Source organism: Lactobacillus melliventris (genome assembly GCF_042679465.1).
In the GTDB taxonomy this organism is placed as follows: domain Bacteria; phylum Bacillota; class Bacilli; order Lactobacillales; family Lactobacillaceae; genus Lactobacillus; species Lactobacillus melliventris.
Genome location: NZ_JBHTMT010000001.1, coordinates 153,907 through 170,458 on the forward strand (window position 1 = coordinate 153,907; position 16,552 = coordinate 170,458).

Here is a 16,552-nt window from a genome sequence, read left to right on the forward strand (position 1 = left end):
TCTTTAATTTCTCTATCACTAACTTTTATGACAAGAAATTCAAAAATTAAACTGTTTAATTTCTACCCCATAAAGACTGATAAAGTTGGTATTAGGTATTTACGGCAACATTTAACATCAGAAATTGCTCTTTTTGAAATAAATATCTATTAAACAAAAATGAATAAACCGTTGCTTTTTTAATTTTATGTGGTAATATTTAATTATTAACTTGTTTTGAAAATTAAATTTTCCTGATAATAAAAAGGAGTTATGTAGAGATGAAAAAATCTAATTTATATAAATCATTGGGGGTAGTAACAGCAGCTGCTTTAACGCTGGTAGCTTGCGGTAAATCTAATAATAAGGCCAATGACAATTCTAATGCTAAAACAGCTAGTAAGTTTCCGGTAGCAGTACCCAAGAAGGAAGCTAAACAGGGTGGAACTGTTAAAGTTGCCTTAGAAACAGATACACCATTCACAGGAATTTTTTCTGATGAGTTAGCTATGAGTGCTATTGACAGTGAAGTTGCATCTCCTGGTGAAGAATCACTTTTTGATACTGATGATAAATATAGAATTAACGATAAAGGTCCAGCTACAATGAAGTTGGATAAAAAGAATAAGACTGTCACCATCACTATCAAGAAGGGTGTTAAGTGGTCAGATGGCAAGCAGGTTACTGCTAAAGACGTGGAATATTCCTATGAAATATTCGCTAATAAGGCCACACAATCAGAAAGATATACTAGTCAGTTAGCCACTATTAAAGGTTTACAAGCATATCATGATGGTAAGGCCAAGACGATTTCAGGTATTGAAATGCCTGATGGTCCTAACGGGAGAACAGTTGTGCTTCATTACCCTGAATTGAAACCAGGTATGAGCAACAGTGGTAACGGTTATTTCTGGGAATCAGCTGCACCATATCACTACTTAAAGAATGTTCCTTTTAGTAAGCTAAAAGAGTCTGATCAAATTAGGAAAAAGCCGTTATACTTTGGCCCATATGCTGTCAGCAAGATCGTTCGTGGGCAATCAGTAACTTGGACACCAAACAAATATTATTGGCGTGGTAAACCAAAATTAGATAAGGTCATTTACCAGGTTATTAATCCTAATTCCGCTAGTCAAGCAATTAAGAGTCACAAATTTGATATTATTCAGGTTATTAATTCACAATGGGATCAAGTTAAAAAGACTAAGAATGTAAATTTTGTCGCTCAAATTCCTTTGTCATATAGTTACATGGCATTTAAAGTTGGTAAGTGGGATGCCAAAAAGGGCAAAAATGTCATGAATCCTAATGCCAAAATGAATCATAAGCCACTACGTCAGGCAATGGCTTATGCGATGAATATTGACCAAGTTTATAAACACTATACCAAAGGGCTTTCTTTCCATGTCCCAACTTTGATTCCGGCACAGTTTGGTGATTACTATGATAAGAGCATTAAGGGTTATACTTACGACCTGAAAAAAGCAAACCAAATTTTGGATAAAGCTGGCTATAAAAAGAAGGGTAAATGGCGTGCTAAACCAAATGGTAAGCCGTTGAAAATTAATCTGTTGGCGATGTCAGGGAGTGCTGTACAAGAGCCACTTATTCAGAATTATTTGCAACAATGGCATAAAATTGGCTTGAATGTGTCCTTAGTCGGTGGTCGTTTGACAGAATTCAACTCATTTTATGATAAGGTTCAACACGATGATCCTTCAGTAGACTTGTTCTTAGCAGGTTGGAACCTTTCAAGTGAACCATCTCCAGCAGACCTTTACAAAGAAGCAACACCATCTAATTACTCACGTTTTGTAACTCCAGAGAACAGTAAACTACTTGATGAAATTGATTCTCAAAAGGCTTTAGACCATAAATATCGTGTTCAAAAGTTCCACGAATGGCAAAAATACATGTTTGACCAGGCTTATGTTGTTCCAACAGTAAATGCTTATAAAATTTATTCTGTAAATGACAAGATTACTGGATACTCCTTGAAGCCATCACAAAATAACAATGGTCACCAGCTATGGTACCAAGTTGGTTTTGTTAAATAATAGAATTTAAGTAAAAATACCAGGCTAGCAAAATAGTTTGGTATTTTTTATTTTTGCTTTTTAAAGTTTTTCCTTAATACTTGTAGTGTCATACTGATATATATGAATCATTTATATCTTTTAAAATATAAATTTAATTCTTTATGATATTTATTACTCAAAACATTTGAAAGAATTTTTATTATTTGAATAATATTTATTTTTTAATTACTTTACTATTTATAGACAGTATAATTTCTGGATTTGCCTTGCTTTTTTAATGATTAATGTTAACATTTATCTGTTAGCTTGTTTCCAAAATACTATTAACTTTGCATATAAAGGAGACATGTATGATGAGAACAAGAAAAATTATAGGCACAGTCGGAATTGTAACAACAGCTACGTTAACTTTAGTAGCTTGTGGTAAAAGCAATAAGAGCACTAGCAATGAGGGAGCTAAGACTGCTAGCAAATTCCCAGTTGAAACCCCAGTTAAGACTGCCAAGAAGGGTGGAACAATTAAAGTTGCTGAAATAACTGATACACCATTCACCGGCGTCTTTAACGAAGAACTGCAAATGGATCAACCAAGTGCTGATGTCGCAAGTCCTGGTCAAGAATCATTATTTGAAACAGATGATGATTACAAGATAAACGATAAGGGTCCAGCTACTCTTAAACTCGATCGTAAAGCCAATACTGCCACTATCACAGTTAAAAAGGGCGTTAAATGGTCTGACGGTAAGCAGGTTACTGCCAAGGATATAGAATTCGCGTATGAGATAATTGCAAATAAAGCAACTAAATCTCAAAGATACGCCAATCAACTCAATATTATTAATGGGTTGAAAGAATATCATGAAGGCAAGGCCAAAACAATTTCAGGAATAGAAATGCCTGATGGTCCAGATGGACGAGTAGTAGTGTTACACTGCAAAGAATTAAAACCTGGTATGTATTATAGTGGTAACGGCTATATTTGGGAGGCAGCCGCACCATATCACTATTTAAAAGATGTTCCTTTCGCAAAACTGGAATCATCAGATAAGTTGAGAAAGAATCCTTTGTTCTTTGGTCCCTATAAGCTTGATAAAATTGTACGTGGTCAATCTGTTACCTGGGTTCCAAATAAATATTATTGGCGTGGTCAGCCGAAATTAGATAAAATTGTTTATCAAGTTGTTTCCCCGAACTCTGCTTCACAATCAATTAAAAATCATAAATTTGATATTATCAGGGTTACTAACAGCCAGTGGAAACAAGTTAAGGATACCAAGGATGTCACATTTGTTGCTAAAATTCCTCTATATTACAGTTATTTAGCTTTCAAGGTTGGTAAATGGGATAGTAAAAAATCAAAGAACGTGATGAATCCGAAAGCCAAAATGAATAACAAGGCATTACGTCAAGCTATAGCTTATGCAATGAATACTGATGCTGTTTATAGACACTATACTGATGGCTTAAGCTTCCAAGTTCCAACTTTAATTCCAGCAGAATTCGGTGATTATTTTGATAAAAGTGTTAAAGGGTATACCTATAACATTAAGAAAGCCAATCAAATCTTAGATAAAGCTGGCTACAAGAAAAAAGGCAAGTGGCGTGTACAACCTAATGGCAAGCCATTAACTATTCATTTCATGGCTATGTCTGGTAATTCAATTCAACAACCAATCATGCAAAACTTTATTCAACAATGGAATAAAATTGGTTTAAATGTTAAACTGGTCGGTGGCCGCTTGACAGAATTTAATTCATTTTATGATAAAGTTCAACATGATTCACCTGACGTTGACATGTTTATGGCTGCATGGGGTCTTTCGTCTGAACCTTCTCAAGAACAAATGTACAGTGAAGGGACAATGTCCAACTATTCACGTTTTGTCACTCCAGAAAATACGAAACTAATCAAAGAGATGGATTCTCAAAAAGCGTTTAACCATAAGTATCGTGTAGAAAAATTCCATGAATGGCAAAAATACATGTTTGATCAGGCTTATGTTGTTCCGCTTTACAATGCATATCAAATTGATGCCGTTAACAGCAAACTTACCGGTTATTCACAAAAGCCATCTAAGCAAAATAACGGACATCCACTTTGGTACAAGGTTGCTTATACAAAATAAAAGTTAATATAGAATAAAAATTAGAAGGCTATTGTTTTTTTGAAACAATAGTTTTCTTTTTTACACTCAAAAACTGGTATAATTTAGGTTATTAAGGAGATGATAGAATGGTTAGTACCAAGTTTATTAATCGATTAGATAAGAAATATAAAATTAAATTTAACGATCAGAAGTTATTAGAAGAAGCCTTTACCCACTCTTCATATGCCAACGAGCATCCTGGAGACGGCATTCGTGATTATGAAAAGTTGGAATTTTTGGGTGATGCAGTTTTAGAATTAGCAATATCTGATTACCTTTATCGTAATTTCTCGAGTCTCAATGAGGGTGAATTAACCAGAATGCGTTCTAATATTGTTGATACTGAAGGCTTTGCGGAATTTGCTCAGAAATTTGGCTTTCCGGCTGAAATTAATCTAGGTCATGGTGAGGAAAAAGCTGGTGCACGTTCTCGTAAGACACTGCTAGAGGATGTTTTTGAAGCATTTAACGGAGCGCTTTTTCTTGATCAGGGCATGGAAGCAGTCGAACATTTTTTGAGTTTAACAGTGTATCCGTTAATTGATGCCGGGAAATTTGATGCTTCACGTGATTATAAGACAGATTTACAAGAATTGCTGCAGCAAAACGGACCAGTAAAGATTGAATATGAAGTTCTGAAAGAAGAACAGCTGCCGTCTAGTTTTACTGTACAGTTAGTTGTCAATGGCAAAGTATTGTCTCAAGGGCAAGGCCATAATAAAAAAGCTGCAGAGCAAGAGGCTGCAAAAACCGCTTTAAATAAGCTTAATTAGGGAGATGAGTGTGTGCCACTAACTGAACTAATAATTGACGGCTTTAAATCTTTTGCCGAAAAAACAAAAATAGAATTCGATACTGGTATTACTGGCATAGTTGGTCCTAATGGTAGTGGTAAAAGCAATATTACCGAAGCAATAAGATGGGTCATGGGTGAGTCAAGCGCCAAGTCTTTGCGGGGCTCAAACATGAAAGATGTGATATTTGCGGGTAGTGAATTTCGTAAGCCGGCCAATCACGCTGAAGTTTCCCTTATTTTTGACAACAAAAAAGGTGAACTTAATTTTAAGGATGAGCAGGTAATTGTAACTCGGCGAATTTTACGGTCGGGAGATAACGAATATTTAATAAATAAAAAAAGTGTTAGACAACGAGATGTCCGAGCTTTGTTTCTGGATTCTGGCATTTCACAAGAAAGCTTAGCCATCATTTCACAAGGACGGGTTGATCAAGTATTAAATTCCCGTCCTGAAGAGCGGCGCTCACTGTTTGAGGAAGCAGCTGGAGTATTACATTTTAAAAAGCAAAAAGAAGAAGCAAAAGTTCAATTACAACAGACAACAGATAACTTGGTGCGCATCAATGATTTAGTCAAAGAACTGGAGCAGAGAATTGAGCCACTTCATGAACAAAGCTCTCTCGCAAAGGAATATCAATTTCAGAAAAAAGGTCTGGATCAGGAACTAAAAACTTTGTTAGCATTTGAGATTCAAGATTTAGATAAACAAAAACAAACTGTGCAAGAAAAAGCTGACCAAAATCAAAATCTGTTAACAAAATTAGATCAAGAAGTTAAGACATCTCAGGGTGCGGTAGCTGACAAAAGAAAAGAATTTCAGACTTTAAATGCTCAAAAAGATCAAGTCCAAAATGATTTATTTTCGTTGACAAAAAAGCTTTCCGAAATAAATACGCATTTGCAAGTTTCCGAGCAGAGCAAACAGTATAATGAAGCTACTAAAAAAGAATATCAGTCCGAGTTAAGCGACTTAAAAGAGCAGGTAGTGAGTACCAGAAAGGAAACAACTAATCTGCTTGAAGAAGAAAGCTATCTAAAAAAAGAACAAGAGGAACTGAATAATAAGAGAGTAGGGTTAACGGCACAGCTTAAAGAAAACCCGGAACAACTGAACCAAAATTTAGAGCAGCTGCGATCAAATTATATTCAGTTGTTACAAGATCAAACTTCTAATAACAATGAAATCGTTTATCTTAATTCTGAACTAAAAAAGCTTAGTGATAATACCCAACTGCAAACAGAAAATGTTTCTGACGAACTAAAAACAGAAAAAGATGAACTTAATAGACTTCAGGTCGAAGGCAAAAGGCTTAAACAAGATTATCAAAATAAGAAACAACAGATAAAGGAGCTATCTGAAGAGCAAGAACTAACGCAAAATAATTTGTTGACTTTGCAAAATTCTCTTTCTACAGAAAGCCAACAATTCAGTCAATTAAGGGCACGCCATGATGCACTGGAAAATATCCGTAAACGTCACGAAGGATATTTTTATGGTGTTAAAAATGTGCTAAATAATTTAGCAGATTACCATGGTGTTATAGGTGCTGTGGGTGAATTAATTACTTTTCCTGCAAAATATGAAATTGCCATGGCTACGGCTCTGGGTAATGGAGTTCAAAATTTAGTAACTGCAACAAAACTGGATGCTCGGGATGCCATTAACCAGTTAAAAGAAAATCGTGCTGGACGAGCTACTTTTTTACCCCTTGATGGCTTGCGGGAGTATTCGATCCCTTCCTCGACGATTAATACGATTTCATCTTTTTCTGGCTTTCAAGGTATTGCAAGTGAAATAGTTAAAAGTTTGCCTGGTCAAAATATTACGCCCGCGATTAACTATTTGCTTGGTAATACCATAATAGTTGATACCATAAATAATGCGCTAAAAATTAGGCAACGCGTTTCTCGCTATCGTATTGTTACGCTTGATGGCGATGTTATTTCACCTGGTGGTTCAATGACAGGAGGAGTGCGCAATCAAAAAAGTAATTCTCCGCTTCAAACTACAGCAGAACTTGGTGAACTAAAGCAAAAAATTGGCAAATTACAGCTGAAAATAAAAAATAGCGAAGCAGATTTAGCTGTTGTCAATAAGAAAAATAATGTTTTGCTCAAAAAAGTAAAAGATGCACAAGCAAAGCTCCAAAATCTGAAACAGAATTTAGGTGAGACAGCACTTTCGTATCAAAATCAGGAAAAAGAAGTTAACAGGTTAAAGGCTGCTAATAGTTTATTTGAGCAGCAAAAAGAAGAACGCGATCAGGAAATTGATTCCACTAAGCAAAAGATTATGCAAGCGGAAAAAGAAAAGAAGAGATTTCAAACAGATATTTCTCAGCAAAAGCAAAAAATTAGTGATCTGCAACTGCGTATTAAAAATTTTACTGAACTAAATCATGATATTCAGTCCAAATTGAACGAGCTTGATCCGCAGATTGCTGTTTATGCCAACAAGTTGGAAAATATTACAAAACAAATATCTGAAAAAAGGCGGGATGCAAACCAGCAGCAAAAACAAATTGCTACTTTAGAGCAAAAATTAAATGAACTTAAACAGAATGATCTTCTTGATCATAAAAAACAGACAGCTTTTGAGCAGGAAAAAAATGATGGCGCCGTTAAGAAGCAGAAATTACAAAAGCAGCTTAATAGTTTGAGTTCTAAACTAGGCCAGTATGATGCACAAATTAACCAGCTTGATCAGGTGGCAAGCCGAAATTATGATCTGCGTAAAGATGCGGCTGCCGAGCAAAAAGAATATTCTGTCAAAATAGCGCAATTAAATAGCCAGATAGACCAGCGTTTAGATACCCTGAGTTCTGATTACTCGTTAACATATGAGGCAGCTTTGAATCAAGCAGAAAAGGAAAATACCGAAGCAAATCGTGCCCAACTGCAAAAAGATGTGAAATTGCATCGTATGTCTATTGCTGATATCGGGCCAGTTAATCTAAAAGCAATTGAAGAGTATGATAATGTTAAGAAACGGTATGATTTTCTTAATGCTCAACAAAATGACTTGCTAAAAGGGCGAGATAATTTAGAAGAATCAATGTCAGAACTTGATCAAGAAGTTTGTAATCGGTTTAAAACAACTTTCACTGCTGTAGCTAAAAGCTTCAATGAACTATTCCCAGTTGTTTTTGGGGGCGGTAGTGCCAAGCTAGTCTTAACTGACCCGGATCATTTATTAGCTACCGGTATCGAAATTATAGCTCAACCACCAGGAAAGAAACTGCAAAGACTCAGTTTACTTTCTGGTGGGGAACGGGCATTGACCGCAATCACTCTTCTTTTTGCCATGCTGAAGGTTAAGCCAGTGCCATTTTGCGTGTTAGATGAAGTCGAGGCTGCGTTGGACGACTCTAATGTTACTCGCTTTGCCAACTTTTTAGAAGAATATGACATGCATACCCAGTTTATTGTAATCACACATAGAAGGGGCACAATGGAAAGAGCAGACCAGCTTTATGGTGTTGTAATGCAAGAATCAGGAGTTTCACAAGTATTATCCGTTTCTTTAAAAGAATTAAAAAATGAGGTGAAATAAAATTGGGTTTATTTGATAAAATTAAAAAATCATTGTTTGGTGAAAATGACGAAACCAAAAATAACGAAAATAATGATCAACCTAAAAACGAAAGTCCTAAAGAGGATCAAGACGTTTCCGCTGACCAAGCAGAAGATGAAAAAACAAAAATTACTAAAGACGGTAGTAACGAGTCAGCTGCAATAGAAAAAGATTCTGCTGAGACAGATGAATCTGAAAAGCAAAATGAAGATTTTACTACTTCATCGCTGGAGCAGACTCCAAATGAAGAAGCTGAGGACGAAACAGCTAGCGAAGATCAGGAGGATGAAACTGAGTTATATGAAAAAGGCTTGGAGAAAACGAATCAAGGTTTTGGTGCTAGATTAAATCGCTTTTTCGCACAGTTTAGAACAGTTGACGAAGACTTTTTTGACGATTTGGAGGAGCTACTAATTGAGTCTGATGTTGGCTATGAAACAGCTGAAGAACTGACAGACGAACTGCGTGATGAAGCTAAATTGCAAAAAGCCAAATCTCGAGACGATTTAAAAAAGGTGATAGTAGAAAAATTAGTTGACCTTTATGATGAAAGTGGTAATTCAGAAAATGAAAAGCTAACTGTTCATAATGACGGTAAACCAAATATCTATCTCTTTGTCGGAGTCAATGGCGCCGGTAAAACCACTACAATTGGCAAATTGGCAAAACGTTTTAAGGACCAAGGTAAGTCTGTTCTCTTAGCTGCAGCCGATACATTTAGAGCTGGTGCAGTTGAACAGCTCAGTGAATGGGGAAAAAGAGTTGGTGTTTCTGTTGTAACTGGCAAGGAACAAGCCGATCCGGCTTCTGTTGTTTATGACGCCACGACAAAAGCTCTGCAAGAAAATTATGATTTTTTACTTGTGGATACAGCTGGTAGATTGCAAAATAAAAAGAATTTAATGAATGAGCTGGAAAAGATTGAAAGAACGATAAAAAAGCAAGCTCCAGAAGAACCTACTGAAACTCTTTTAGTGCTTGATGGCTCAACGGGTCAAAATGCATTATTGCAGGCCAAAGATTTTGATAAAACTACCAAACTAACAGGTTTGGTGCTCACTAAGTTAGATGGCTCCTCAAAAGGTGGGGTAGTATTAGCGATCAGAAACGAAATGAAATTACCGGTTAAATTAGTCGGTTTAGGTGAAAAGGCAAGCGATTTGGCAGATTTTGATGCTGCAAATTATGCAGTTGGACTATTTCATGATTTAATTTAAGAATAAAATTTGTGCAAAAGGAAGATACTTAATGAAAGCATACAGTGCGTGTACAACAATTTTAGTAGGTAAAAATGCGTCGGTTGATGGTTCAACTATGATTGCTCGGAATGATGATACTTTTCGTCCTATTACGCCGCAAAAGTTCATTATCAGACCTGCAGCTAAAAATGAAAGTGGCCGTCAAATTAAATCTTGGTTAAACAATTTTAAGTTAGACTTACCGGAAAACGCTCAGGCGGTTCCAGCTGTACCTAACGTTGACTATAAAAATCGCGGCTATTACGATGAGAGCGGCATTAATCAAAAAAATGTTGCTATGTCCTGTACTGAATCGACATATGGCAATGAACGTGCACTAGCTTTCGATCCCCTGGTAAAGGACGGACTTGACGAAGATTGCATGCAATCTGTTGTGCTGCCATATATTGATTCTGCTAGAAACGGAGTTGAATATTTAGGAAAACTGATTGCCAAATTCGGTTCGCCAGCTGGTAACTCAGTTCTCTTTAGTGATAAAGATGAAATATGGTATATGGAAATAGTTACCGGCCATCACTGGGTAGCACAGCGTATTCCAGATGATGCTTATGCAATAGCAGCCAACCGGGTTTCAATCGCACAAGTTGATTTTGATGATACTGCAAACTTTATGTGGAGTGATGGAATCCAAGAATTTGTTTCGCAAAATCATTTAAATGTTGATCATCAAGGTTGGAATTTCCGCCACATTTTTGGCACTTATAGTGAACAAGATCGTTACTATAACACTAATAGAGTTTGGTATGGTCAAAAATATTTTAACCCTGAAATTGAACAAGAACCGACTGACGGTGATTTACCATTCATTCGGCGTGCGGCGAAGAAAATAACCAGAGAGGATATTGAATTTGTCCTCGGCAGTCATTACCAAAACACACCTTATGATCCATTTGGTAAAGGAACAGAGGAGCAAAAACACCGTTTTCGGCCAATTGGATTAAACAGAACCCAAAATTCTCATATCTTGCAAATTAGAAATGATGTTGATCATGATAAAGCTGCTATTATGTGGTTGTGCATTGGTGGTCCAACTTTCACACCATTTGTACCATTTTTTGCTAATATGAAGGACACGGATCCTTCATATAATAATACTTCTATGACATATAATCTTAACGATGCTTGGTGGTACTATAAATCACTGGCGGCTTTGGTAGAAACCCACTATCCACAATTTGTGCAATTGGATACAGATTATTTAAATGAATTGAACCAATATTATCGTCGCCGGGTTTATGATGTTATTAAAGCAGCAGGAACTAAAAATGGCAGTGAGTTGACTTCATACTTAACCAAAGCAAACCAAGAAACAGTTGCTTATACCAGAAAACGGTCTGAGAAATTATGGGCGCAAATGATGATTGATTCAATTAATATGTCAAAATTAACTTTTAATATGGATGAAAACCTATAAATTCAATTCTGGTTTAAAAATATTTAAAAAAGTCTGGAAAATTTTTCCAGACTTTTTTGTTAACTATAGCTAAATGATTCAATTTTTGTTGCTTTTGTTCATGGCTGAGTGACGAATACCATAAACAAAATAGATAACAATCCCTATTAGTGACCAGATTAACATGTATTTCTTTGCTTGCAGATCTAATCCCCAAAAAACAGCAAAAGAACCTAAAAATGCCAGAAGCGGAAGGACCGGATACCAGGGCATTTTAAAAGCCGGATCGGCAATATCTCTTCCTTCACGTGGTCTCAAACGGTAAATACCGATTGAAACAAACATGAAAGCTATCAAAGTACCGGCAGAAACCAATTGTGTTAAAAATGAAAAGGGAATAAAAGCTGAAATAATAATCGCAATTAGCGCCACAATCCATAATGAGTTTGCGGGACGGTGATTATTATTTAATTTACCCAGTTTATTAGGAATCATACCATCACGGCCAAATGAATACACTAAGCGGGAACTTGCCATACATAAGCCGATCAAAGCTGTAAACATCCCTAAAATAGCAACCGATTGTACTATGGTGGCTATGTGAGTAAAACCGGCTGTTCTCAAAGCGTATCCGACTGGTTCAGCAGAATTTAAATATTGCTGGTAAGGAACCATACCCACTAAAACCAAGCTCACAGCCACAAAAAGCACCACCGCAATTAATAAAGAGCCGATAATTCCACGCGGCATAGTCTTTTGGGGATTAACAGCTTCAGCCGAGTTTGAAGCGATTGTATCAAAGCCTAAAAAGGAGATATAAATCATGGAAACTCCGGCATAGATTCCTTGCCAGCCACCAAAAGGACCGTGACTTGTGGCGCGATAATGAGGTATAAAAGGAATAAAGTTAGCTTTTTTGATAACTGTTAAGCCAACAACGACAAAAAGTAAAATAGCGAGCACTTTGACAACTACCAGGATGTTTTCAACTCTAGAGGCTTTAGAAACGCCAAAACTAACTAGAAAGGCTGCTAATAAAATAGCTAATAGAGCGACCAAATCTAATAAACCGCCATTGACACCTAATGGATTAGCTAAACTAGCAGGTAGTTTCCAGCCGAGTGGAGCAATTAGTGCACGCAAATTGGCTGACAAACCGGAGCTAATGAAGGCCATTCCTATCAAATACTCTGCTAGTAAAGCCCAGCCTGAAAACCAGCCCCAAAATTCACCGAAAATGACATTAATCCAAGAATAAACTGAACCTGCAAAAGGCATAGCTGCAGCCATTTCTGCATAAGCAAAAGCTACCAGACCGGCGACAATAGATGCTATCACACATGATATGGCTACGGCCGGACCGGTGTGTAAAGCCGCAACCTCTCCAGGCAAAGTAAAAATTGAAGTAGAAACAATTGTGCCCACACCAAGTGCCAGGAAGTCACGCACCTTGAGCGTTCTAACTAAATGACCGTCTTTTTCTTGATAAATGCCTGGATCTTCTTTGCGATTCATTAATTGCCATAAATTCACATTAAACTACCCCTTAACTTTAGTTTATAATTTGTTTGAAAATACACTGCGTTTTTAAAAGCACTTGCTAATGTTTAAATGCGAACGGGTTAAACAGTTGTTACTAACTTACCTCATTCAGATATTTTGGCAGAGATTCCAAATAAAAAACGGTACGAAATTATATAATAATATGTACCGTTTGTAGAATTTTAAGGGATAATTTATTCAAAATTGACATAGGTATCCCCAAAACCAAATTAAAAATAATGATACAGATTTACATTTCAGAAAGCAAGAATTTATATTTTTCATTTACTTAAATTTTGGCTTTCAAGATCGTCAACTTCTGACATTTTTGCTATACTGGTTCAAGGTGAGAGTAATGGACGAACTTGAAAAAAATGAAATGCTAGGCGATCTATACGCATACTATGGTAGTCTTTTAACCAAGAGTCAACAAGATTATTTTGAAGATTATTATTATAATGACTTATCTTTAGGAGAAATAGCTATAAACCATCAAGTTTCTCGTCAAGCCGTATACGACAATTTGCGTCGTTGCCGGCGCCTGCTTAAAAAATACGAAGATAAATTGCACATGCAAAGAGATTACAACATGATAGAAGACAAATTGCTTAAAGTTACGACTGCACTTCGGAAAGACAAGTCAGACCTGGCTTTGCAAATAACTACTGATTTATTAAACCAACTGAGGGGAGAATAATTCTATGGCATTTGAAAATTTAAGTGAGAGAATTCAAAAAGCTTTAAAAAATTTAACCGGTAAAGGGAAAATATCTGAAGAAGATATCAATAGCGCCAGTCGAGAAATCAGACTGGCCTTACTTGAGGCTGACGTCAACTTTAAGGTTGTTAAAGATTTTATCAAAAAGATTAAACAAGAAGCCTTGGGTAAAGAGGTTCAGGAAAGCCTTAATCCCGGTCAGCAGGTTATTAAAATCGTTAATGACGAATTAACCAAGATGATGGGGGAAAGTGCCGTAACCTTAAACAAGTCTAAGCACATTCCCACTATTATCATGATGGTAGGATTGCAAGGTACTGGTAAAACTACCACAGTGGGCAAGTTGGCTAACAGATTAATGCAAAAAGAAAAAGCGCGGCCGCTGTTAATTGCAGGCGACGTTTATCGTCCAGCCGCCATTGACCAGCTTGAGCAAATTGGTGACCAGTTAAAAGTCCCTGTTTATAGTGAAAGAGACGAAAAAGACGTCGCTCAAATTGTCCAAAATGGTTTAAGTCAAGCTGATAAAAATAAAAATGATTATGTCATCATTGATACGGCTGGTCGTTTGGAAATTGATGAACCGTTAATGGCAGAACTTGAGCAAGTTAAAAAGGTGGCGCAGCCAGATAACATTTTATTGGTAGTAGATGCCATGACAGGTCAAGCTGCAACAGATGTTGCCAAAGGCTTTGATAGCCGCTTAGATATTACGGGAGTGATTTTAACCAAACTTGACGGTGATACTCGTGGTGGTGCTGCACTGTCAATCAGAGCTGTAACTGGTAAACCGATTATCTATACCGGACAGGGTGAAAAATTAACTGACTTAGAGCCGTTTTATCCTGACCGGATGGCATCAAGAATCTTAGGCATGGGCGACATGCTGACTTTAATTGAAAAAGCCCAGCAGGATTATGATGCCAAAAAGGCTGAAGAAGTTGCTGAAAAGATGAAGGAAAATACCTTCGATTTCAACGATTTTGTCGATCAGATTGAACAAGTTGAGAAAATGGGTCCTCTTGATCAATTGATGAAGATGATTCCCGGAATGGCTAACAATCCACAGCTTAAAAATGTTAATTTTGATAAAAAACAAATTGTCTACATAAAAGCGATCATCTCATCTATGACTAAAGAAGAACGAGAAAATCCCGAATTGCTCAATCCAAGTCGCAGAAGGAGAATCGCAGCTGGTTCCGGTCGGCCAATTGTTGAAGTCAACAGAATGATTAAGCAATTTAAACAAGCCCGAGATATGATGAGTAAAATTACCAAAGGTAATTTTAAGGGAATGGATAATTTGCCTGGAATGAATTCACCAATGGGACGAATGGCTATGCGTCACATGGGGAAGAAATTTAAGAAGAATAAGAAAAAACGGATGAAGGTCAAGAGGTATCATTCATAAAAAAAGCACCTGTTAAGTAAAAACACTTTACACCTTTAAAAATACGTGCTATATTATTTAACGTAACTTTTAGGAGGAAATAATTTTATGTCAGTAAAAATTCGTATGCGCCGTATGGGTGCCAAGAGAAAGCCATTTTACAGAATTGTTGTCGCTGATTCCAGAATGCCACGTGATGGTCGTTTTATTGAAGAAGTTGGCTATTATAATCCAGTTTCCGTTCCTAAGGAATTGAAATTAGATGAAGATAAAATTTTTGAATGGCTAAAGAAGGGTGCACAACCTTCAGATACTGTACGTTCACTACTTTCAGGTGCAGGCTTAATGAAGAAGCTGCATGATTCAAAGTTCAATAAATAGTGAATCGTTTATTAAAAGTTTGAAGTCAACTGCTTCAAGCTTTTTTCTTTGAGTAGGAGAAACTATGCAATTTTATGATGTTGCGCGTATATTGTCTACCCATGGACTAAAAGGAGAGGTAAAAGTTGCTCTGATTACTGATTTTCCTGAAGAACGCTTTGCCTCAAACCAAGAACTAGCTTTAAAGGATAATCCGCAAACCAAATTAACTGTTAAATGCGGTAGACCTTTTAAGCAATTTTGGCTAGTGCAATTTAATGAAATAACTGATATTGATAGCGCTGAAAAATTGCTAGGAAAAACGCTAGTTGTCAGCAAGCAAAATCAACATAACCTGCCTGATGGCGCATATTATTACCGCGATATTTTGGGTTGTGCAATCATAGATAATCAGTCAGGCAATGATTTAGGTAAAATAACTGGTATTGAGACTCCCGGTGCAAACGATGTCTGGGAAGTTACCGAACAAAATGGTAATGAATATTTAATCCCCTATATTGATGAAGTAGTTAAGAAAATAGATATTGCACATAAAAAGATATTTGTAGAACTTTTGGAAGGATTACGCAATGAAGATTAATGTATTGACGCTTTTTCCTGACATGTTTACCCCGCTCACGACTTCGATGCTTGGGCGTGGGCTAGATGATGGCAAATGGCAGCTCAATTTAGTCAATTTTCGTGATTTTACCACTGATATTCACCATCACGTTGATGACAGTCCTTATGGTGGGGGTGCTGGCATGGTTTTGCAAATTATGCCGATCAAAAAAGCACTCGACTCAATTAAGAATAAAGGTAAAGTAATCATTACCGCACCGCAGGGTAAAACTTTTAATCAAAAAATGGCGCAGGATTGGTCTCAAGCAGAAAACCTGACATTTATTTGCGGTCATTATGAGGGTTTTGATCAACGCGTTTATGATTTGGCTGATGAAATTGTTTCAATCGGTGATTATGTTTTGACAGGTGGTGAACTGCCAACAATGAGTATGATAGACGCTACAGTCAGGTTAATTCCCGGAATTTTAGGTAATGATGCTTCACCAGTAGAGGAAAGCTTTGCTCATGGGTTACTGGAATATCCCCAATACACTAGACCGGAGAATTTTCAAGGAATGAAAGTTCCAGCGGTTTTAACCTCAGGCAATCACCAAAAAATTGCGCAGTGGCGTCATAAAGAAGCATTGCGTGCAACTTATTTACGCAGACCAGATTTACTTGAGCAACATGCTTTAAGTGCAGAAGAAGAAAAAATGCTGGCAGAAATAAAACAAGAAGAAGATCAAACTTGATTTTACCTGGTATTTTTGCTAGTATGATTGAGGTGTAAA

The 16,552-nt window shown here is 36.7% G+C and carries 12 protein-coding genes; 11 read left to right on the plus strand and 1 reads right to left on the minus strand.

Annotated features, from left to right (window positions below):
* Positions 1–260 precede the first annotated feature (260 nt).
* The 6 genes from ACFQ32_RS00775 (at position 261) to ACFQ32_RS00800 (ending at position 11,208) form a co-directional block, all read left to right on the plus strand.
* Entirely contained in the window at positions 261–2,036 is a 1,776-nt protein-coding gene (locus ACFQ32_RS00775; RefSeq protein WP_046325044.1) for an oligopeptide ABC transporter substrate-binding protein, read from the plus strand.
* A 335-nt stretch (positions 2,037–2,371) separates the two neighbouring features.
* Positions 2,372–4,144 (plus strand): oligopeptide ABC transporter substrate-binding protein, encoded by a 1,773-nt coding sequence (locus ACFQ32_RS00780; protein WP_046325043.1) that lies wholly within the window; start codon positions 2,372–2,374, stop codon positions 4,142–4,144.
* Positions 4,145–4,251: 107 nt separating this feature from the next.
* On the plus strand, positions 4,252–4,938 hold the full coding sequence (gene rnc / locus ACFQ32_RS00785) for a ribonuclease III (protein WP_046325042.1): 687 nt from the start codon (positions 4,252–4,254) through the stop codon (positions 4,936–4,938).
* Between the two features lie 12 nt (positions 4,939–4,950).
* Complete coding sequence (smc, locus tag ACFQ32_RS00790) at positions 4,951–8,514, plus strand: chromosome segregation protein SMC (RefSeq protein ID WP_046325041.1); 3,564 nt, start codon at positions 4,951–4,953, stop codon at positions 8,512–8,514.
* 2 nt (positions 8,515–8,516) lie between these two features.
* Positions 8,517–9,752 carry a signal recognition particle-docking protein FtsY gene (gene ftsY / locus ACFQ32_RS00795; protein WP_084619562.1) on the plus strand — a complete coding sequence of 412 codons (1,236 nt, stop codon included), beginning with the start codon at positions 8,517–8,519 and terminating at the stop codon, positions 9,750–9,752.
* 31 nt (positions 9,753–9,783) lie between these two features.
* Positions 9,784–11,208, plus strand: a complete 1,425-nt coding sequence (locus tag ACFQ32_RS00800; protein ID WP_046325040.1) for a C69 family dipeptidase — start codon at positions 9,784–9,786, stop codon at positions 11,206–11,208.
* Between the two features lie 78 nt (positions 11,209–11,286).
* On the opposite strand, the gene ACFQ32_RS00805 is transcribed toward ACFQ32_RS00800, so the two are convergent.
* Positions 11,287–12,720, minus strand: coding sequence for an APC family permease (locus tag ACFQ32_RS00805; RefSeq protein ID WP_046325039.1), 1,434 nt, complete (start codon positions 12,718–12,720; stop codon positions 11,287–11,289).
* Positions 12,721–13,084: 364 nt separating this feature from the next.
* Here ACFQ32_RS00805 and ylxM point away from each other — a divergent pair, with 364 nt between their 5' ends.
* From ylxM to trmD, 5 genes are all read left to right on the plus strand, one after another.
* Positions 13,085–13,426 carry a YlxM family DNA-binding protein gene (gene ylxM / locus ACFQ32_RS00810; protein ID WP_046325038.1) on the plus strand — a complete coding sequence of 114 codons (342 nt, stop codon included), beginning with the start codon at positions 13,085–13,087 and terminating at the stop codon, positions 13,424–13,426.
* Between the two features lie 4 nt (positions 13,427–13,430).
* The gene (ffh, locus tag ACFQ32_RS00815) at positions 13,431–14,858 is read left to right on the plus strand and encodes a signal recognition particle protein (RefSeq protein ID WP_046325037.1); all 1,428 of its coding nucleotides are present in this window, start codon (positions 13,431–13,433) and stop codon (positions 14,856–14,858) included.
* A gap of 87 nt (positions 14,859–14,945) precedes the next feature.
* On the plus strand, positions 14,946–15,218 hold the full coding sequence (rpsP, locus tag ACFQ32_RS00820) for a 30S ribosomal protein S16 (protein ID WP_038523039.1): 273 nt from the start codon (positions 14,946–14,948) through the stop codon (positions 15,216–15,218).
* A gap of 64 nt (positions 15,219–15,282) precedes the next feature.
* Complete coding sequence (rimM, locus tag ACFQ32_RS00825; RefSeq protein WP_046325036.1) at positions 15,283–15,798, plus strand: ribosome maturation factor RimM; 516 nt, start codon at positions 15,283–15,285, stop codon at positions 15,796–15,798.
* Positions 15,788–16,513 carry a tRNA (guanosine(37)-N1)-methyltransferase TrmD gene (gene trmD / locus ACFQ32_RS00830; protein WP_046325035.1) on the plus strand — a complete coding sequence of 242 codons (726 nt, stop codon included), beginning with the start codon at positions 15,788–15,790 and terminating at the stop codon, positions 16,511–16,513. Before rimM ends, trmD begins: the two co-directional genes overlap by 11 nt.
* Positions 16,514–16,552 lie beyond the last annotated feature (39 nt).